Below are 21,849 nucleotides of genomic sequence, written 5' to 3'. Positions count from 1 at the left end.
TCATGATGGAATCCTTTATAGATTATACTTTAGCTTATATTAAAGAGCAAAATCCTATACACTACAAAAAAGCCTTAAAAAACATTAAGGAATTAAAAAAGGATGACTTCTTTGAACGAGCAACTACTTTTCTTGACAAATACGACCAGCTATTAGAAAATAATGGTAAAACCAGAAAGTATGCTATTGATTGTTATTTAAAATTATTGGCAGACTATACACATGAAGGTTTAATATTTAGGGAAACAGGAAAATACTCTAGTACCTCTTTTGATGAAGTAAACAAAAGAGTTTATGCAAATCCAGAAATCATGCAGTATTATATGCATGGTTTACTGGTTTCGCAATTTCTTTGGAAACATCATTATGTACTACTTAAATATTATATAGAAAATTTAGCTCATTACGTTACGGCTAAATCTTATTTAGAAATTGGTGGCGGACATGGCTTATATGTAAATGAAGCTTTAAATGCTTTTTCAGAAGATACAACTTTTGATGTGGTAGATATCAGTGAAAGCTCTATTAACATGGCTAAGCATTTTGTAAATAATGAAAAAGTAAATTTCATTCATACTGATGTATTTGATTTTCATCCAAAAAACAAATATGATTTTATTACCATGGGTGAGGTATTAGAACATGTTGAAGACCCAGTTAAATTACTGTTAAAAGTAAAAGATCTTCTTAAACCATCTGGTACTTTATTCTTAACTACGCCAACCAATGCCCCTGCTATAGATCATTTATACCTATTTAGAAATTACCCAGACATATTAGCTGTTTTACAAAAGGCTGGTTTCTGTATAGAAAATGAAATAAAGGTATATGCAGAAGATGTTTCTGAAGAGATGGCAGAGGAGTTTAAGATAACTATGATGTTTGGTGGATTTTTAATCAAAAAATTGTAGCTTTAAAAAAATTATACTTATGAAAAAATCTATATTTTATTATCTAATTATTTTTCTAATTCTTTCATGTACAAAAAACACGATAGAAACTACCGAAATAAATACTAAAAGTAAGAACAACTTATTTGTATCTTCTACTCAATATACGAACATACAAAGAATACAAGGGCTATATCTAGATTCAACATTTTTAATTATTCTAGGTAACAGTGTAAAAGAAGATAGCTTGATCAACTGGGCCAATAGTAATGCTATCAATAAATTTAGTTATTACCAAATGGCAAATATCCTTTCTTCAATTACAAAAAAAACACAACTTTCTGCTTTTATAACGAAAGCAAAAAACCAAGGTATACCCAAACACACTGCTACTTTAGCAAGTGAAAATACGCTAAATTTAATAAAGAGCTATAACAATGCTCAGCCTTTAACAGCTAAATTTACATCTATACAAATAGAGGACGAATGGTGGCAAAGTTCTAAAAATGTTTCTAACTATTACGATGCTTTAGAACTACTAAAAAAAATGAAATCATGGGCGATTTCACAGAATCCTTCTGTCTCTGTAGAATTGTATTTTGGCAGATTCAACAATATTCCTGCTAGTAATACCGATGCATCCGATACTTTAGTAAAATATTCAGACGAAATATTAATTTCACATGAGATACAAGATACAATCATAAATTTTTATCCTGTTTATCTTCAAGATAGAATTAATGAATTTTATAATGCTTCATTAAGAGCGAGTAAACCTTACCCGCAAACAATCATTTTCTATCCTAGTCAGGCTCCAATATTCTATACAAACAACTCTTTTAAAACTGCATTTTCTAATATTTCCGGCCGTCTTTGGGATGATTTTGTTAGAAGTGATGATAAAGTTTATGGATATCAACTCTTCGCTTTAAAAGAATCGAGATTAATAAGACCCTTACCTCATTTAATAAGTTTTAAGGTAAATAACGCTCCATCAAAACCACTAAGTGGACAAGTTAGAGTTTATGACTCAACAAATACCTTAATTGATTCACAAACTTTTTCAGCTAATTTAAATACCTTAAAAAATCTAAAGCAATTACCTATGTGGAGAATGGAAGTAGATGTTACAAATCTAGGAACTACGAGATACGTAATGGAGGTTTATATAAAAGGAAATTTTGTAAAAGCTTACACTATAAATGCAGGGGCGACAAGAAATGGTTTATTAATACCGTCTCCTTCGCAACTACATAATCTACAAGGAAATGTAACTCTTACTTTTTATCCAGGATAGAATTTTAATAATATGACACCTAATATTGAACTTAAATAATAGATATTAAAGGATAGTTATTAGTAAGTTAAAGCCAGATTATTTATCATGATAAATAATCTGACTTTAAATATGTAAGATTAAATGTATATCCAGTATATAACTAGTTTTCAAAAGATCAAAACTTAAATTACAACTAACATTACAATCTAATTCTAAATTAGAATTTACTAAACTTCAAGTATAAAGAGTCTGGCAACAACTTATTACCTTTAGAAACGTTGTTATTAATGGTTTTATATTGTTTTAATTCGTTTAAAAGCTGTATTTTCTTTTGTTCATTTTCCACTGGCTCCAATCCCATTCTATCATCTATTGCATATAAGGTATTTTGGTTGAGGAAAAATTTACCATAAACAAAATCATTAAGTTCATTTTTAGTTTGCATGAGTGGATATTTATGCACACTTCTAAACGACCTTACTGTATCTAAACCAGAACCTATAAAATTTACCAGCTTTGGAACTTTTAAATTATAATTGACATTTAAAAAAGCTAAAATAGATGGTGTAATATCTAAATGACTAGATATAGATTTTATACGAGCTGTACGCTTTAATTTTGGTGAGTATATCAATAAAGGCACATGGTAACGGTCTATTTTAGTCGCTATAGGAATCTCAGGTAAACGATGATCTCCTGAAATAATAAAAATGGTGTTGTTGTAAGCCGGATTTTTTGAATAATTATTGATAAAAGCCCTTACAGCATCATCGCTATATAATATAGTGGAATAGATGCTTTTATACTTTCTATAATCTTCTTTTTTATCATCAGAAAGCCTCAAAGCATTTAATTGTTTTTCAAACTTTTCTACATACTGCGGTTGGTTTAGTACTTGATAAGGCGTATGCATACTCACAGTTTGAATAATGGTTAAACCAGGTTTTGATGGCACTTTATTTAAGTAAAGAGCACTTTTCAGCATTAAATCCATATCGCCATAACCCCAAGTAAAGCCGCCGCTATTACTAGGCATTTGCTTATAGCCAGAACCAAAATTACTGATAGATACCGTTTCATCTATATTACTTTTTTGAAGATAAAGGCCTTCATTATCAAAAGCCAAATCAAAACCAGATAAAAAGCGTGTATGGTAATTATTGGCTTTTAAAATGTTAATTAAATTTAAATGATGAGGCATTTTATTACCTAAATCGGCAAAGCCATGCTCTGCGAAAGGTAAAGAGCCCAAAACAGATGGTAAGGATGCAAAAGTTCTACCTTGGGCAGCTAAGAAATTCTCGAAATATAAACTTTTCTGCGCCAAACTGTCTAGAAAAGGTGTGAAACTACCTAAATAAGCACCCTCTCCACTAAAAGCCCTACCTAAACCTTCTACTTGTATATAAATGATATTTGGAGGTCCATCAAACTTATCGAAGAAATTGCCTAAGACATCTTTTGCATCATTTTCTCTTAAGAATGGATATTTAGCATCTACATATTTGAAAGAATTAATACCTTCTAAATTGCTGCCTTGTACCGCATCCTCAATATAATTTTCTGCATATATATCAACTTCTGGCTCATTTCTAGTAAAATAATCATAAGACTTTTGAAAGAAAAATCCGGTTTTATTAACCGCTAAATTATAATCAAATTCTGATTTGAATCTTTTAGACTCTGGCAAAAAGCTTATACCAGATAAAATAGCTAAAAAAGACGCTAAAATAAAACCCACAGCCGCTTTAAACGGGATAAAGACCAATTTACTGAAGTAAATAACTAAAATCCATAATAAGCCTAATAAGGTTAAAAAAAACAGGATAGAAAATACATCAACAGAAGCACCTGCTAAGGCTGTTTGGCTAATCTCTGAAAAAGAATACCCGTAAATATCATCGCCAAGAGGCAATAAAGTAGTATAGAAATATTTAGTTAAAAGTAAGGCTACAACAACAGTAAAACTGGTTACACCAGCGTAAATATAAGTTTGGGTGCGTCTATCGCCAACTACCATTTGTACCGCAACCAAATAAATGATGAATAAGAAAAAACTTATTTTAAGAAATAACAAAAAATCTAGTAAGAAAGCATATATAGAAACCTGGAACCAATTTTCCGGACTCTGGTAACTCTTAACCATTACCCCAACTTCTACCAACCGCAACAACAAAATAAGGATGAAGAAAGCTAAGGAAACATGAGCAAATTGCAGTATAGCTCGCTTTGTTTTTTTAACTAATAAGTTTTCTTCATCAAAATTATATGGGTCTTTAATCATCATTCAATTGGGTTAAACATTTTGTTGTTCTTTTATATCTACAGCTTGCGAAACGGCCGTAACTTCTGTCTTTTTCTGATTACCAGCAAAGCCAGCCCTGGTCATGGTACCCCAGGTTTTTTTGCCTGTAAATTTATCTATATTACCTCTTATAGACCAATAAATGGTTAAAGGATGGTAAACTATAGGTTCAATAAAAGCTAGCAACAATAACTTTAAAACATCTTTACCTGAGGTATATTGGTGATAGGAACGCTCTTCAAAAAGTACGGCTATGGTAGATAATAAAATAGAGAAAGCATATACCATAAAAAACAATATACCAGAAAACTCCCAATTTATTTTACCTAACGAAGCCAATAGTATAAAAGAGATAAGACCTATACCTTCTAATATTGGTGCTAACCACTCAAAAAATAACCAATAAGGATAACTTAATAAACCTAATATGCTATACTTAGGGTTAAAGAACAGGTCTCGATGTGTCCATAAAGTTTCTATCGTACCTCTTGTCCATCTGTTTCTTTGTCGGCCTAGAACCTTAAAATCTATAGGACTCTCTGTCCAACATAAAGGATCTGGAATATAAACAACCTGATATTTTAAATTATGATCATGCATATACCTGCGCATCCGCACCACCAGTTCCATATCCTCTCCTACGGTTTCATGGCTATAACCTCCGCATTTGATAACAATCTCCTTATCAAATAAGCCCATAGCTCCGGAAATAATAAGTAAGCCATTTAGGCGGCTCCATGCCATCCTTCCCATTAAAAAAGCCCTTATATATTCTAGCACTTGAAATCTGGAGATGATATTCTTTGGCATATGAACTTTAACCAAGCGCCCATCTTCTACCTCGCAAGAATTGGCTATACGTACTACACCACCTGTAGCAATAACCCTTTTCTTTTCTTCCAGATAAGGCTTTACCAATTTCAATAAAGCATCTTGCTCTACAATACAATCAACATCAATGCATAGTAATAAGTCTTTAGACGATACATTTATACCTGCATTTAAAGCATCAGATTTACCTCCATTTTCTTTATCAATAACTATTAATCTAGAATAAGACGAATTTCTAGATTTATAAATACCTCGTATAGGTTTATGATGCAATTGCTCATTTACACAAAAATTAACCTTTTCTAATTGGTAGGCATCTATAAGCTTTTGCAGAGAGCTGTCTTTACTGCCATCGTTGATAATGATAATTTCAAAATTGCCATAATGTAAAGACATGATAGATTTTACATTATCAACAATAGTTGCTTCTTCATTATAAGCAGGAGCCAGAATAGAAACAGAAGGCGCATAAGGAGAAACAAGAATTTCGCGATAATCTATAAAACTATTTTTACGCATGTAGGCTTTCATTTCCAATGCAGAAAAAAAGCAAAGGATAATGTAAGAGCACATCACTACCAGAGCGAAATAAAATATCGCACTGTTAAAGATTTGCTCAAAAAAATAAAAACCTGCGTCCATCTAATATTATATCCTAGTATCTAAAACATGGCTTATAATCCCTTGATTAGGAATAGAAACTCTATCTAGCAATTCTTCTAACATAATTTTACCTTTCTTACCATGACCAAGTATAGCTTTCATGGCAGCCATTCTCACTTCGAAGAGATCTGAATCTAAGCATCCTTTTAGAAAATCAAAATAGTTTCCTGATGATATTCTACCAATAGTGGTAAGAATTTCTACTTTTACTTTTAAAGTTTCCTGATGATAAATATGCAATAGCTCTTCTTCTACAAACTCGGCCTCTAATTTCCCTATTACCCATACAGACATTCTTCTAATCTCTTCATTAGGATGCTTCAAGAGCCTAATTAACTCGCCTATGGCATCTAACTGCTGGTAATGGCTAATCAGTTTCAAACAAAAAATAATGATAGAATCATTATCAGAATTTAGCCATTTAGAGAAAGATGGTATTTTAACATGCTGAGCCTTGGTGATAATTTCAAAAAGAATAAGTTGATGCCAAGGTAGGATTCTTCCTCGCATATGGTCTAGAAATCTAAAAGGATGCTCCTTATTTAACCGAACATATGCTGTTTGAGCTTCCATACGCACAATTTCATGTTCGTGATCTGTTAAAGCAAAAACCAAACTATCATATTGATAAAGCCAAAATTGAGCTACCTCTCTAACACCTTCTACTTGTACTTCCCAAAGTCGGCTTTTTAGTTTTTTTAAGGTGTATTTATAAAGCTTTAACCTTACAAAAAGTTCTTTTAAAACATCGGCAGTAAAGCCTGTAAAATTAGCATGATATATCCTTATCTCTTCTATCAATATTTCTCTTACCCTTTTGTTATTTAAAGGCAACTTTTTAAAGCGTGGAAGAAAATGATTAACAACTTTTTCTAAACCATCATCTTCATCGCCATAAATAATAATATTACTTAGCATATTACTTATTTTCTCTTTCCACTTAGCATCTAGATACTTGTCTCGCTTCATCTTAGCTTTTTTTAAGAAAACATATAAGTAAATTTCTACAGTAGCTATGGTACAAAACATGATAATAAACAAGGATATCTTGATATTATCAGGAAAGAATGGTAACCTGTGCAAAAACAGATTTTCTAAATAAGGGCCTGTAGAAAGAATAATTAACATGCTTATTTTTTAAGTAGCTTTTTAACCCTTATGGTAAGCTCTGTTAAATTAAAAGGCTTGGTAATAAAATCATCAACACCTAATTCAAAAGCTTCTAAAACAACATTTTCTAAGCCTACAGCAGACAAGACAATCATAGGAACATGAGCCAAATGAGGCGTTTGTTTTACCTTGCCTATAATTTCTAAGCCGCTTACAAAGGGCAACATAATATCTGTTATAATTAAATCATAAGTATCAGACTGTACTTTTTGCAAGGCTTCTCTACCGTCTTTAGCTACTACTACCTCATGCTCATCTTTCTTTAGTCTAAACTCTAATGCCTTTAACATGAGCTCCTCGTCTTCTATAATTAAAATCTTAGCCATCTTCGCAAATATGATTATGTGTAAAACTTAATACGTAAATAAATCCTAAACAGACTTATTATTTTTTTATTTATGTGTAATTATTTCCTCGCTTAGAAATAATCTCTACAATTATACCCATTTCAAAAAATATATACATCTCTTAATTATATGATAAAAAGCATCCTACACTATTTTAATAGCATATTTCATATTGAAATGTGAATACTTAAGCTGTATAAGACAATTACTATACCCTTGTAAAAATAATGTTATAAAAAATGCCCCAAACCCGAAGGAATGAGGCATTATAACTGTATTTTAAAATGTAGTGAGTTCTACTTTACTCGGGTCCAAGTATCTGTTCTACCTATCAAAGAGATACCTATAAAACCTCTAACATTAAGTTTATCATTTCCCTCTTGAGAAATTTTACAACTATATGTCTTCCCTGATTTTGGGTCATAAATAGTTCCTTCTTCCCAAATACCATTATTAAACTTAAAATTTTGCAAAATTTCTAAATTCAGAATTGGCCTAGTTCTTAAACTTTCGTTTGGGTTTTGCTCATCAACTTTTGGCTTTTTAGCCTCATTTAAAGGTTCTTTTAACCATACTATCTTACCAAAATAGGCATTTCCTTTCTTAAAAATCTGGATATGTGCATTCTTATCCTTATTAAGCCATTTACCTATAACAGCATCAGCGTTTTGTGCAAAACTGTTTAAACTTGCTATCAAAAGCATAAATAATATTAACCTCGTTTTCATCATTTTATGGTCGTTTAAAATTGGTGTTATTTATAAAAAACTTAGTTCTAAGAGAAACCACAAAATCATTTCAAAATTGTTTAGAAATAAAATAGCATTGTAAAAAAATGTTAAAACATCCTGTTTTACTAGCTGCTATCTTTATATTTAAACTTTGTTTTAGCTTATATTTTTTCCTGATGAACAAAATTAAATTCGTACTGCTTTTCTTTTTTTCTTTTTGCCAAGTTCTTACAGCTTCGGCTCAAACAGAAATACCTTTAAAAGATATTTTAGAAAAAACTGCTAAACATTATCAAACCTATCCGGCAGAGAAAGTACACTTACATTTTGACAAGCCTTATTATGCGGTTGGTGATACCATTTGGTTTAAAGCCTATGTTACTTTAGAACAGCATGTACCATCGCCGCTCAGTAAAGTTTTACATGTTGAGCTTATCAATAGCAAAGACTCTTTGGTAGAAAGTTTAAAGCTACCTGTTAAAAATAGCGTAACCCAGGGTAGCTTAATTTTAAATTACCTTAATTACAAGCAAGGTAACTACCGCATTAGAGCCTATACCAAATGGATGTTAAACCAAAATCAGGCTTATTTATTCAGTAAAAATATAGTTATTGGCGATGCCATCAATAAAAATCTAAATACCAATATTGCTTATAAAGGCACTTTTACAGATAAAGCCATTAAAATAAACTCTAGAATTCAGTTTAAAGATGACCGTGGTATGCCCATTATTAATAAAAAGGTAAGCTGGGAAGTTATGGCAGATTTTGAACGTGTTGCCAAAGGCAGAGAAACTACTGACGATAAAGGATTCGTGAATATAGAGATAAGTACTTCGCCCAAGGTTGGCATTAACCGCGGAGAACTTTTCACCACTGTAGAAATTAATAGTACTACCAATTACAAAGCCTCTTTTCCGCTAAAAACAGCTTTATTAGAACATGATATTCAGTTTTTTCCTGAGGGAGGCGACTTAATTGATGGCATACCTACACAAGTGGCTTTTAAGGCCATAAAATCAGACGGCTTAGGTATTAATTCTAAAGGTGTTATTGTGGATGAAAGCGGTAAAGAGATAGCTCAATTTGCCTCACAGCACTTAGGTATGGGTGTATTCTCTTTTGTTCCAGAGTTAAATAAAAAATATCAGGCAAAAGTTACTTTTGCCGATGGCAACCAGAAAACCATATCATTACCAGAAGTTAAAGCAGAAGGTATGCGCATTTCACTTAAAACCATCGATGAAAATCTAGTTTTAAAAATTTATGCCAACCAGAAATATGTAGATAAAAACTTGAATAAAACTTTTTATATCATTGCAAAAAGTGCTGGTGTGGTTTATTATGCTGCTCAAAGTAATTTAAAAAGCACCGTTTTTACTGGCCAAATAGCTAAAGACAAATTTCCAACAGGTATTTTACAAGTTACCTTGATTTCTTCAACCGGAGAGCCTTTAAGCGAGCGTATTATCTTTTTAAAACGTAATGATGATTTAAAAATCAATGTAAATACAGATTTACAAGCTTATAATAGCAGACAAAAAGTTAAAGTAAACATTGCCAATAGTGGCGGAACAGAAATTGCCGAAGGAAGTTTTTCTGTTGCCGTGATAGATGAAACTAAAGTTCCGGTAGATGAAGATACCGAAACCACCATTTACAGCAATTTACTACTAAGCTCTAACCTAGAGGGGTATATAGAAAAACCTAATTATTATTTCAATAAAATGGATGCTCAAAAACTTGCTCATCTAGATTTATTAATGCTTACCCAGGGCTATAGAAGGTTTAATTATAAAGATATCATCGCTGATAAAGCGCCAAATCTTACTTTTTTACCAGAGCAAGGTATTGATATCACCGGAACTATCAGAAAAAGTAATGGTATGCCTTTAGATAAAGGCCGATTACTTTTACAAATTCCAGAGAAATACTATTCTACCACTACCATGACAGATGCTGAAGGTAAATTCAAGTTCAGTAATATGGTTTTTAAAGATTCTGCCGAGGTAATAGTAAATGCCCGCAATAACCTCAATTCTAAAGATTTAAGAATTCAAGTAGATGGCGAAGCTTTCCCTGCAGTTTATGCCAATGTAAACGCTGCTGATGATGTTTTAAATATAGATAGTACATTAAATACTTACCTCAGAAACAGTAAAATGATTAATAATAACTCGCTGATGCTGAGGGAAGTTGTGGTAAAATCTACCGCAACAACTAAAAAAAGTCATTTAGACTTTGCTGCACTATCAGGTTTAAATATGATGGCTGATAGAACTACAACCGGCGACCAGCTTACTGGTTGTGGCTTATTGGTGAATTGCTTAGCCACATCTGGGCTTACTTTCGTAGATAATAACTTATACATTACCAGAACTTATAACCAAGGGATAAGAATACCTGTAGAAATTTACGTAAACGATATGCCTGTAGACATTGCTTACCTCAATAGTTTGGATGCCAAAGGAATAGAATCTGTTCAAGTTTTTAATAATGATGGTTTATCAGGTATCAATAGAAGAACCAATACCAGTGGTATTTTAGTTATCATCATGAAAGAGATTAAAAAAGTACCTGCTACACAGGCTCAGATTAAAGAATTGTTTGCCCCAACTAACGTTATCACCATTAAACCTAAAGGTTATGCGGTAGAAAGACAATTCTATCAACCAAAATATACCGGTCCAAGAACTAGCCTACAAGCACAAGATATACGTTCTACTATTTACTGGAATCCTTTTATAAACACCGATAAAGACGGAAAAGCTAGCTTCGAGTTTTTTAATAGCGATGATAAAGGTCCGCGTAAAATTGTTATTGAAGGTATGGATAAAAATGGCAACTTTGGACGCTCTATTTATCGTTATCAAGTAAAGTAAAACCAGCAAAAAGATAAACCAATTTTAATTATACATGAACTACAGAATTTTAGGAAAAACAAACTTAAAAATCTCCGAAATTAGCTTAGGAACCTGGCAAGTAGGTGGCAGATGGGGAGATGCATTTGACCACAGCAATGCCGATAAAATCTTAAATGCAGCCATAGATGCTGGTATTAACTTTATTGATACTGCCGATGTTTACGGGGATGGCGAAAGTGAAAAAGCCGTTGGCAGAATTGTAAAAGCCAGAAAAGAAGAAATTTACGTGGCTACTAAGTGTGGCCGCCAACTTAACCCACATATTAACCAATCTTATACGGTAAAAGCTTTAAGGAACTTTGTAGAAAGCAGCTTAAAGAATATGAATCTAGAAAAAATAGATCTTATTCAGTTACACTGCCCTCCTACTGAGGTTTTGTACCGCCCAGAAATTTTTGAATTGTTTGACAGGCTTAAAGACGAAGGTAAAATCTTAAATCTTGGTGTTAGTGTAGAAAAAATTGAGGAAGGATTAAAAGCTATAGAATTTGACAATGTTTGCAGCCTGCAACTGATTTTTAATATTTTTAGACAACGCCCAACAGAGCTTTTGTTTGAGCAAGCCAAAAAGAAAAACATCGGTCTTATTGCTCGTGTACCTCTAGCAAGTGGTTTATTAACCGGAAAATTCACTAAAGAAACCACTTTTGGTAAAGACGACCATAGAACTTTCAACAGAAATGGCGAAGCTTTTGATAAGGGCGAAACTTTCTCTGGTATAGATTATAACAAAGGTTTAGATGCTGTAGAAGAACTTAAAAAGCATTTCCCTGATTATGATTTACCTCTTTTAGCTTTAAAATGGATATTAGAGTTTGAAGAGATTAGCTGTGTGATACCAGGCGCCTCTAGCCCGCAACAAATATTAAACAACTTAAAAGTAGAAGACGCACCAGCTTTAACACAACAACAAAAAGATACGATTAAACACATTTATGATACCTATATCAAAGCAGATGTTCACCAGCTTTGGTAAATGTTTTTGTTAGTATATACAAAGCCAAATCATTTTAGAAGTGATTTGGCTTTTTTGGTTTAAAAGTGAATTGTTATAGTTTTAAACGGTACTAGTTTTTGGGGAGCTTACACAGGTTGTTTTAATCATCACTCCTAAAATACCAAGGGTTCCACTTTTTGTTACTCAAAATGCCTTTCTGCTTTTTGGTTACCAGTTTACCGTTTACGACATTGTATAACCTACCCTTTTTATAAACCAATTTTTCTGGATGAGCCATTCTGTTTTGTCCACCTGAAGATAATACAGTTGCTACGCTCTGTTCTGGAGCAATACGCTCTGGAATTTCGTCTGATGATAAAATTAGAGTATCAAAGATTTTTCCATTACTGCTTTTGTTTTGAATTGTGTCATATGTCGGTATCATGTGAAGGTAGAGAGTGTCTCCCTTCAATGTCCATGTGCCTTTGGTCCAACTTCCAGACAGGTCAAAGTTCCAGGTGTATCTAAAAGTTTTATCAGTATTTAGCTGAATGCGACTTCCAAAATAATTACGATACCGTCCAACAACTTTGTCTTGAGCAAACAATCCAGATGAAAGTGTCAGTAAAAGTGGTATTGTCAAAACCTTCATAATAGTTTGGTCGTCGGTTAACTTACGCACAACGTTTGGCAGGTTTAAGAATTTGCGGTTTTACTTGCAGAAACTTGTCCGCCTTTAGTAAATATAATAAAAAGAAGTAAAGGCACATAGAGCACTTCGCCCCGCAATTTTTTAAACCTGTGGTTATAAGGCGTTTTTTCCTGTACGGAATGTTTTGTTGCCATTCAATTCTAGAATATTTGATTTGTTATCACAGTTCTGGTCTATATATGCTCGAAGCCTACCTTGTTCGTCTTTTCCGATTCCAATCCCGATTTTTAACTCACAGTTGTCTATTCTCCCTGTGTATTCATTTGCTCCATAACTACTTCCTGTTTCATCGTCATTAGGAACTTCGGACGCAAGAAAGAAATAAACACTTAGGTCGGCAGAACCCGATTTGCTGAATAATAAAGTGTCATTATTTTTCGAAGTTAAATTGAAGTTTAGAGTCGTGTAATTTATTCTCCTAACTTTCAGTTCGAGATTTTGGTTGCTGTCTGTCGCGAAAAATTTATACTCTTTATTTAACTTCAGGTTGGTCGGGAAATAAACAGTGTCGCCTTTAACCAATAAATAGTCGTCTATGATTTTTATCGGAGAAGTATAGCCTTTTTCAATTAGTTCAGAAACGAAAGCTTTTGAATACAGTGATTTGTCTTGGAAATAAATCTTGTTTTTAACGTCGAGACTTTTTTGAGTTTTTACGCTGTCTTCTTGCGTCGATTCATGTTTAGGTTTGTCGCTATTACAAGCTATTAAAAACACTAATATAATAAAGTAGAAATTATATTTCATAGTAGATTTTGTCAGGTTAAAATGGCATATAACGTTTTGCAGGTTTAAGAATTTGCGGTTTTATTTACAAGAACTCTGTCAGCCCGCACTAAATTTAATAAAAAGAAGTAAAGGAAGTGTAAGCACTTCGCCCGCAATTTTTTAAACCTGTTGTTACCAGTAGTGATGTATCACTCTTCATATCGGTAGTCGCCAATATTTGTGTCTTTGATAATTTTATACCCAAATTTTCCTTTTATAAATTTTATATATATATAATTCACATTTTCTAAGTGTTCAAGATTAATCTCGGGTAAAGAGATATCCTTTTCCATATTATCTATTTCAACCGTTACATATGTTACAGTGCTTTTATATGAAGTCTGGCCTTTATACAAGATTTCCAATTTCCATGTGATCATTTCGGTTTTGTTTGCAAAAAAATCATTTGCAAAATAAAAGATTCCTGTTGCAAGAAATCCGTAAACAACTGTTGCCCAAACAAAGTGAAATATAAAATTGAAATTAAGTTTATGAACTTGCCTTTTGTATTCCAAGGTTAGTGCACCACAAAGTAGTCCAAAAAATATATGGATTACAAAGACCGTCTTAACGTCGATAATTGTAAGTTTAAATTGTCTGAGTGAATAAACCGCGGAAATAAATGATAAAATCCCAATGAGAAATAGAAAAAAATTTATTCGATTTCTGATTCTTATTCGACTTTTAATTTTGCTTTTTTCAATCATAAGCGTTTTCGGTCGAAATTAGCAAATCTGTCTTTTAGCATTACTGGTAACGGTTTACGTATTGGCGATGGGCGGGAATTTTAGCACTAAAGTTCAATCGAAGAACAGAAGTTGAATTTTGCACTTCAGTTGATACGAAGCCGTTCAGCCCGCCTATTGCCAATACGATGTTGTAGGCAGTTTTATTCATTTATTCATCATTAGGTTTGCGATTTCAAGTGGTATTTTGTCAAACACTGCATCTTGTGCAAACATTCCGTTACACAATATATTTATTCCAAAATTCTTTTCGGGAAAGATAAACAGTATTGAGCAAAATCCCGGATTATTTCCAAAATGACAAATGTATCTTCCCAAATTAGAGTTGTCAAAAATCCACCAAGTTAAGCCCAATGAAATTTTATATTTTGGAATGGATTCTGTAACTGTCCACATATCTTTTAATGTCTCTTGTTTAATTACATTTTCCGAGGAGCTTGTGGTACCGTTATTTAGTTGAATTAAATACTTTGTCCATTTGTTTAGTTCAGAAGACGTTGTAATTAAATTACCTGTTGGGTTGTCTATGTAAGGTTCTCCATAAGTTTCGTAGTTTCTTAACTCCAAAGGTTTCCCATTTAAAATCGGATTTTTCTTATCGTCAATTCTGTATATATTAAATTGTTCGATTCTTTTTGAAGTTCCTGCTACTACTTGCGGAAGTGCTAATTTTGAAGAGTCAATTTCTTCATAAAAATAGGTCGCTTGGTTAATACCCAATTTGGAAAGTACATTTTCATAAATGTATTTGTGAAAAGGTTGTTTGGATATTTTTGATACAATAATCCCTAACAAGTCAAATCCAATATTGCTGTATGTGTCGCCCGAAAATTTTGTTCCTGGTGTAAAATTCAGTTTAACCTTTTGCAAACCTTTGATAAAAAGAGGGATTGAGGTACTGTCATCAGGAAGATTAGTTTGTTCATTTGTCCAAGGTAAACCCTAAGTGTGAGTTAGTAAATGTTTAATTGTAATTTTATCGTAGTCTTTGCTTTTTAGTTTAAAGTCTGGTAAAATTTCAACAAGTTTATCGTCTAATGAAAGTTTCCCTTGTTCAACAAGTTGCATTATGGCAGTTGCCGTAAAAACTTTGGTAATTGAGGCAATATGAAACATTGTGCTATCCGTCACAGGAAATCCGTTTTGTTGAGCGGTTTGTCCGTAGTTAACTGTATAACTTTTATCATCATCAACAATTCCAATAGACATTCCTACAATTGAGTATTGCTTTATATATGGATTTACAATTGAATCAATTTTGGTTTTTAGTTCAGTCGTTAGTTTTTGAGAAAATCCGTTTATTGATTGAATGAGAAATAATATGACTAATAAATATATTTTCATTTTGTGTTTGTTGGTTTCGCCAAATTGCCTACAACTAGTATATATGTATAGTTTTACTTCCGTAACACACCCAAAACTGGCTGTATTAGGGAAGTTTTATTTATTCTTATTACAAAAATATCTTATAAAAACAGCTTTAAAATCACTTATATCGTACATCCAAATTCACAGGCATTTTCATAAATTAGATTTTAACTCTAAATAAGTAAATATTTAGTAAAAGTCAAAATTAGAGTGATTTTTAGCTATTTCAGACAAGGATGAAAGTAGGTCCATCCTAGGGTGATAGTAGGGTGATCCTAGGGTGAAACACTAATAATTTCTTATTTCTAAATTATTATAAAAATTAATTAGAAATTCAAAAGGAAAAATTCAAAAATCAAAAATAAAAAAGTCATCATCCAGAACTGGAAACTCCCAACTGATAACTGAACGAAAAATTCAAAAGGAAAAATTAAAAATTCAAAAACAGGAAAGTCATCACTCAGAACAAGAAACAGGAAGCTCACAACTGACAACTGAATCACTCATTCTATCCATCAAAAATCAATCAATAACACTCAGATCCGGAACTGGAAACAGGAAACTCAAAACCGACAACTGATTCAATCATTCAATCCATCAAAAATCAACCAACAAAAGCTGAAGGCTAAAAGCATAAAGCGGAAAGCTTCAATCAATCATTCTAAAATCAATCCTTCAATAAATAAAAATCTCCACCCAGAACTGAGAACAGGAAACTCACAACTGGAAACTGATACCCCTCAAATCCCTTTAAAAATAAGATTATCCTTAGCTAAAGCACTCAAATCTGGTTCTGCTTTAAAGATACCATACACAGAAGCTCCGCTCCCACTCATCAAAGCAAACAAAGCGCCTGCTTCTAGTAAAGCAGCTTTTACACCTCTTATAGCAGGATGGGCTTCCAAAATATGCCCTTCAAAATCGTTTTTAACTTTACCCTGCCAAGCTTCAATAGGTAATTGTACAAGGTCTTTTAAAGAAATGGCAGACGCTTGTGGTTTTACGCCTCGGTAAGCTTCGCCAGTAGAAACATGTACAGGAGGCATCACCAAAACCATATAATAAGAAGATAAATCTAAGGCTATAGGCTCAAAATAATCTCCTTTTCCATGTGCAAAAAGTGGTTTATTTTCTATAAAAAAGGCACAATCTGCCCCCAACTTACGGCAGTAGCCTTGCAGCTGCTCTAGGCTTAAGCCTAAGTCAAATTTCTCGTTTATCAATTTCAAGAAAAAAGCGGCATCTGCCGAGCCTCCGCCCAAACCTGCGCCAATAGGAATTTGCTTGTGTAAATGAATGCTAATATTGGGTAAATCAAAATCTTTCCTTAGTAAATCATAAGCTTTTAAACAAAGGTTTTCATTGGCATGTCCCGGAATTTCTATCCCTGATGATTCAAAACTCATGTCGCTAGCTTCCACAACTTCCAAAGCATCTTTAATTTGTACAGGGTAAAAAACAGTTTCTAGGTTATGGTAACCGTCATTTCTACGACTGATGATATTTAAACCAATGTTTATTTTAGCATTTGGAAAGGCTATCATGGATATTAACAATTAAGAGTTTTGCACATTAATAGGATAGCAAATATAGATTATTTTAATTTGTAGGTTCAGTATATTCCAAATGAAACAATATTTAGATTTAATGCGCCATGTTTTAGAAAATGGCACACAAAAACATGATAGAACGGGTACCGGAACCATCAGTGTTTTTGGTTATCAAATGCGTTTTAACCTTGAAGAAGGTTTCCCTATGGTAACCACCAAAAAACTGCATCTTAAATCTATCATCCACGAGTTGATTTGGTTTTTAAGTGGCGATACCAATATCAAATACTTAAAAGATAATGGGGTAAGAATATGGGACGAGTGGGCCGATGAAAACGGTAATTTAGGTCCGGTTTACGGTTCGCAATGGCGTTCTTGGCCTACGCCAGATGGTAGGCATATCGACCAGATTTCGCAAATCATCAACCAAATTAAAAACAACCCCGATTCTAGAAGAATTATTGTTTCTGCATGGAACGTTGCCGAGATAGAAAACATGGCCTTGCCACCTTGCCACAGCTTTTTTCAGTTTTACGTTGCTGATGGTAAACTAAGCTGCCAGCTGTACCAACGTAGCGCTGATATTTTCTTAGGTGTGCCTTTTAATATTGCTTCTTATGCCCTACTAACCATGATGGTGGCACAAGTTTGCGATTTAAAACCTGGCGATTTTGTACATACCCTTGGCGATGCCCATCTATACAATAACCATTTAGAGCAAACCAAATTGCAATTAAGTAGAGAACCAAGACCTCTGCCAACCATGCAAATTAACCCAGAGGTGAAAGATATTTTCAGCTTTAAATACGAAGATTTTACTTTATTAAATTACGACCCGCATCCACATATTAAAGCAGAAGTAGCCGTATAAAGTTCATCAATAAAATAGATAAAGCATTCATTAGAAAATATGCAGAACCAAGAGGCTCAGGAAGCTCAAAATATATCTTTAATAGTTGCTGTAGACCAACACAATGCCATTGGTAAAGACAACCAATTACTATGGCATTTACCCAACGATTTAAAGTTTTTTAAAAAAACAACATCTGGTCATAGCATCATTATGGGGCGTAAAACTTATGATTCTATAGGTAAACCCTTGCCTAATAGAAGAAATATAGTAATTACCCGCCAAAAAGATTTACACATAGAGGGTGCCGAGGTTTACAGCAGCCTTGCCGAAGCTTTAAAGCAAACTAAAAACGAAAATGAAGTTTTTATCATCGGTGGAGCAGAAATTTATAAACAATCTTTAGGCCTAGCCCATAAGATTTATTTAACCCTTGTACACCATGTTTTTGAAGCAGACACCTATCTAACCGACTTAAAATTAGAAGATTGGAATATTATAAGCAGAGAAGATTTTACTAAGGATGAGAAGCATGCTTATGATTATTCTTTCCTGATACTGCAAAAGCCTTGATACATATATAAATAAATTAATTTTAGAAATTTTATAATTTAAAAATTTAATTAGCTTTGCCGTCTTATATAAAAGAGAAGTACTAATAATCAATTAAAAACAAAATGCAAAACAAAGGAGTAATTAAGTTTGCAGCAGTTATTTTAACATTACTGAGTTTGTATGCCCTTTCTTTTACATTTTTTGCCAACAAGGTAGAAAGTGATGCTAAAGAGTATGCAAAAGGCGATCCTGAAAAAGAAAGAATCTATTTAGATTCTATGTCTTCACAACCTGTTTACCCTCTACTTGGTCATACTTACCAGTATGTAAAAGAAAGAGAAATACAGTTAGGTTTAGACTTAAAAGGTGGTATGAACGTAACCATGGAGATAGATTTATCTGCATTGATTAGAAGTTTAGCCAACAACCCGGATGATGCCAATTTCAATCAGGCATTAAAAAATGCTCAAAACAGATTAAAAACCAGTCAGGAAGGTTTAGTAGCACTTTTCGTACAGGAGTATGAAAAATTAAGCCCTAGCGGTAAATTAGCAACTTTTTATTCAACAAAAGAAAACGCTGCCGAGCTTAAGTTAGATGCTACCAACGCTCAAGTAAAAACTTTCTTAGATAAACAAGCAAACTCTGCTGTTGAAAGATCTTTCAACATCTTAAGAACTCGTATAGATAAATTTGGGGTAACACAACCAAACATCCAATTACAAGAAGGTTCTAACAGAATTTTGGTTGAGCTACCAGGTGTAACAGATAAAGAACGTGTTCGTAAGTTATTACAAGGTTCTGCAAAATTAGAATTCTACGAAACTTTTGAAAACCAAGAGATTTTCCCTCTTATTCAAAATATCAATAATATTTTAGCTGCTAAACAGCCTAAAGAAGAAGCAAAACCAGCGGTTAAAAGTGCTGATAGCCTTGCTAAAGCAGGTAACAAACCTGCCTTATTAAGCGCTAAAAAAGATACAGTTGCCAAAGATTCTGCTGCTGCAAGTGCGGCATTAGCCAAATCTAACCCATTGTTTGCTTTATTGGCTCCGGCAACTTTCCAAGGTGCTAATGGCCAGCAAGGTTTAAGACCAGGTGCCGTTGTAGGTTATGCCAACCAAAGAGACACTGCTAAAATCAACGCTATTTTTGCAGAGCAAGATATCAAAGCTGTTATCCCTCCTAACGTTAAATTAATGTGGGGCGTAAAAGCTATCTCAGAAACTGATAAAGTTTTTGAATTATATGCTATTAAAGCTACCGGCTTAAACGGAGAACCAGCTTTAGAAGGTGACGTTATCTCTAACGCTCGTGATGACTTTGACCAAAAAGGAAATCCTGAGGTAGTGATGGTGATGAACTCAGAAGGTGCTCGTGAGTGGAAAAGAATCACAGCTGCGGCCGCAGGTTCTGCACAAAGCGAAGAAGACAATAAATCAATCGCTATTGTTTTAGATGGCATGGTTTATACCGCTCCGAGAGTATCTGGTGAAATCCCTAATGGTGTTTCTTCTATATCAGGAAACTTCACACCAGAAGAAACAAAAGATTTAGCTAACGTATTAAAAGCGGGTAAATTACCTGCTCCTGCTAAAATTGTTGGAGAATACGTAGTAGGTCCTACTCTAGGTAAAGAATCTATTGATAAAGGTTTAGCATCTTCTGTAGCAGGTTTATTAGTAGTATTACTATTCATGCTGTTCTATTATAACAGAGCAGGTTGGATTGCAAACCTTGCACTATTAGCTAACTTATTCTTCTTAATTGGTGTTATGGCATCTCTAGGTGCTGTATGGACTTTACCTGGTATTGCAGGTTTGGTACTAACCATAGGTATGGCAGTAGATGCTAACGTATTGATATATGAAAGAATTAAAGAAGAATTAGAATCTGGAAAATCTTTAAGATTGGCTGTTGCCGATGGTTTCTCTAACTCTTACTCGGCTATCTTAGACTCTAACATCACAACCTTAATAACAGGTGTTATTTTAATGGTGATGGGTTCTGGGCCAATTTTAGGTTTCGCAACCACTTTAGTTATTGGTATTATCTGTTCTTTATTTACAGCTATTTTCATCAGTAGATTGGTATTAGACCAAAAAGTTGAAAAAGGCCAAAATGTACCTTTCTCTACTCCTTTTACTAAAAAATTATTCAAAGGTTCTACTTTTGATTTCGTAAAAGAACGTAAGAAATTCTATATCATCTCTTCTATCATCATCATTGCAGGTATCATCTCTATATTTACCAGAGGTTTCAGCTTAGGTGTAGATTTCCAAGGTGGTAGAACTTACGTGATAGAATTCCAGAAAGAAATAAGCACCTTAGAAGTAAGAAATGTTTTAACTGAAGCATTTGAAAATGATGCTCCTGAGGTAAAAAGCTATGGTAACGGTGTAAGAGTAACAACAGATTACTTAATTACCGATGAAGGTGCTGATACTGAAAAAATTGTTGAAAACAAACTTAACGAAGGTCTTAAAAAGTTGAATGCTCCTTACGAAATTAAGGATGCTCAGAAAGTAGGACCAACAGTAGCTAATGATATTAAAACATCTGCTATTTATGCTGTTTTACTTGCTATCTTGGCCATCTTCATTTATATCTTCATCCGTTTTAGAAGATTAGAATTTGGTTTAGCTTCTATCGTAGCATTAGCTCACGACGTTTTAGTGGTACTAGCCTTCTTCTCTTTATTAAACGGTTTTGTACCATTCTCTTTAGATATTGATCAATCATTTATCGCTGCTATCTTAACAGTTCTTGGTTATTCTATCAACGATACGGTTGTAATCTTTGATAGGGTTAGAGAGTACTTAAACGATAACAGAAACAAAAATGAAAGTATGGGAACCATCATTAACAACGCACTTAATAGCACATTAAGTAGAACAGTTGTTACGGGTATGTCTACCATATTTGTATTGATTATCTTATTCATCTTTGGTGGCGAGATTTTAAGAGGCTTCTCTTTCGCTATGTTAATTGGTGTAATAGTAGGTACTTACTCTTCATTATTTGTAGCTACTCCGGTAGTTGTAGAGTTTATGAGAAAAAAAGAGGGAAATAAAAACTAATTCTCTCTCCCAAACATAGTAAAAAGGCTTTCCAGATTCTTGGAAAGCCTTTTTTGTTTTGTAAAACACTAACTCTCCCCGTCTTATTGTCTATCCAAAATCATTTATCAAATTAATCTCTACCAAAATAGTATAGTTTAAAA

The 21,849-nt window shown here is 33.3% G+C and carries 15 protein-coding genes and 1 pseudogene; 7 read left to right on the top strand and 9 right to left on the bottom strand.

What is annotated here, in order from left to right:
- The first annotated feature begins 2 nt into the window (after nt 1–2).
- Both GJJ64_RS02835 and GJJ64_RS02830 read left to right on the top strand, forming a co-directional pair.
- A complete protein-coding gene (locus GJJ64_RS02835) occupies nt 3–911 on the top strand; it encodes a class I SAM-dependent methyltransferase (protein ID WP_154286239.1) in 909 nt (302 codons plus the stop codon).
- Nucleotides 912–930: 19 nt separating this feature from the next.
- Nucleotides 931–2,187, top strand: coding sequence for a hypothetical protein (locus GJJ64_RS02830; RefSeq protein ID WP_154286238.1), 1,257 nt, complete (start codon nt 931–933; stop codon nt 2,185–2,187).
- Between the two features lie 199 nt (nt 2,188–2,386).
- On the opposite strand, the gene GJJ64_RS02825 is transcribed toward GJJ64_RS02830, so the two are convergent.
- From GJJ64_RS02825 to GJJ64_RS02805, 5 genes are all read right to left on the bottom strand, one after another.
- Complete coding sequence (locus tag GJJ64_RS02825; RefSeq protein WP_154286237.1) at nt 2,387–4,456, bottom strand: LTA synthase family protein; 2,070 nt, start codon at nt 4,454–4,456, stop codon at nt 2,387–2,389.
- A gap of 9 nt (nt 4,457–4,465) precedes the next feature.
- A complete protein-coding gene (locus GJJ64_RS02820; protein WP_229655435.1) occupies nt 4,466–5,836 on the bottom strand; it encodes a glycosyltransferase family 2 protein in 1,371 nt (456 codons plus the stop codon).
- Between the two features lie 117 nt (nt 5,837–5,953).
- The gene (locus tag GJJ64_RS02815) at nt 5,954–7,096 is read right to left on the bottom strand and encodes a HEAT repeat domain-containing protein (protein WP_154286236.1); all 1,143 of its coding nucleotides are present in this window, start codon (nt 7,094–7,096) and stop codon (nt 5,954–5,956) included.
- A gap of 2 nt (nt 7,097–7,098) precedes the next feature.
- Complete coding sequence (locus GJJ64_RS02810; RefSeq protein WP_154286235.1) at nt 7,099–7,464, bottom strand: response regulator transcription factor; 366 nt, start codon at nt 7,462–7,464, stop codon at nt 7,099–7,101.
- Between the two features lie 317 nt (nt 7,465–7,781).
- The gene (locus GJJ64_RS02805; protein ID WP_317162894.1) at nt 7,782–8,216 is read right to left on the bottom strand and encodes a DUF2147 domain-containing protein; all 435 of its coding nucleotides are present in this window, start codon (nt 8,214–8,216) and stop codon (nt 7,782–7,784) included.
- A gap of 176 nt (nt 8,217–8,392) precedes the next feature.
- Here GJJ64_RS02805 and GJJ64_RS02800 point away from each other — a divergent pair, with 176 nt between their 5' ends.
- The gene (locus GJJ64_RS02800) at nt 8,393–11,098 is read left to right on the top strand and encodes a carboxypeptidase regulatory-like domain-containing protein (RefSeq protein ID WP_229655434.1); all 2,706 of its coding nucleotides are present in this window, start codon (nt 8,393–8,395) and stop codon (nt 11,096–11,098) included.
- 34 nt (nt 11,099–11,132) lie between these two features.
- On the top strand, nt 11,133–12,116 hold the full coding sequence (locus GJJ64_RS02795) for an aldo/keto reductase (RefSeq protein WP_154286234.1): 984 nt from the start codon (nt 11,133–11,135) through the stop codon (nt 12,114–12,116).
- A 121-nt stretch (nt 12,117–12,237) separates the two neighbouring features.
- Here GJJ64_RS02795 and GJJ64_RS02790 read toward each other — a convergent pair whose 3' ends face one another.
- From GJJ64_RS02790 to ispE, 4 genes and pseudogenes are all read right to left on the bottom strand, one after another.
- Entirely contained in the window at nt 12,238–12,522 is a 285-nt protein-coding gene (locus tag GJJ64_RS02790) for a hypothetical protein (RefSeq protein WP_154286233.1), read from the bottom strand.
- A gap of 360 nt (nt 12,523–12,882) precedes the next feature.
- Entirely contained in the window at nt 12,883–13,536 is a 654-nt protein-coding gene (locus GJJ64_RS02785) for a hypothetical protein (RefSeq protein ID WP_154286232.1), read from the bottom strand.
- A 914-nt stretch (nt 13,537–14,450) separates the two neighbouring features.
- Nucleotides 14,451–15,647: pseudogene (locus tag GJJ64_RS02780) on the bottom strand (serine hydrolase domain-containing protein).
- Between the two features lie 764 nt (nt 15,648–16,411).
- On the bottom strand, nt 16,412–17,215 hold the full coding sequence (gene ispE / locus GJJ64_RS02770; protein ID WP_154286229.1) for a 4-(cytidine 5'-diphospho)-2-C-methyl-D-erythritol kinase: 804 nt from the start codon (nt 17,213–17,215) through the stop codon (nt 16,412–16,414).
- 82 nt (nt 17,216–17,297) lie between these two features.
- Between ispE and GJJ64_RS02765 the strand changes: the two genes are divergently transcribed.
- The 3 genes from GJJ64_RS02765 (at nt 17,298) to secDF (ending at nt 21,706) form a co-directional block, all read left to right on the top strand.
- On the top strand, nt 17,298–18,092 hold the full coding sequence (locus GJJ64_RS02765) for a thymidylate synthase (RefSeq protein ID WP_154286228.1): 795 nt from the start codon (nt 17,298–17,300) through the stop codon (nt 18,090–18,092).
- Between the two features lie 39 nt (nt 18,093–18,131).
- Nucleotides 18,132–18,644 carry a dihydrofolate reductase gene (locus GJJ64_RS02760; RefSeq protein ID WP_154286227.1) on the top strand — a complete coding sequence of 171 codons (513 nt, stop codon included), beginning with the start codon at nt 18,132–18,134 and terminating at the stop codon, nt 18,642–18,644.
- Nucleotides 18,645–18,748: 104 nt separating this feature from the next.
- Nucleotides 18,749–21,706 carry a protein translocase subunit SecDF gene (secDF, locus tag GJJ64_RS02755; RefSeq protein ID WP_154286226.1) on the top strand — a complete coding sequence of 986 codons (2,958 nt, stop codon included), beginning with the start codon at nt 18,749–18,751 and terminating at the stop codon, nt 21,704–21,706.
- Nucleotides 21,707–21,849: the final 143 nt, after the last annotated feature.

It is taken from the genome of Pedobacter puniceum, from assembly GCF_009674685.1.
In the GTDB taxonomy this organism is placed as follows: domain Bacteria; phylum Bacteroidota; class Bacteroidia; order Sphingobacteriales; family Sphingobacteriaceae; genus Pseudopedobacter; species Pseudopedobacter puniceum.
This window is presented reverse-complemented; position numbering and strand designations above follow the sequence as displayed.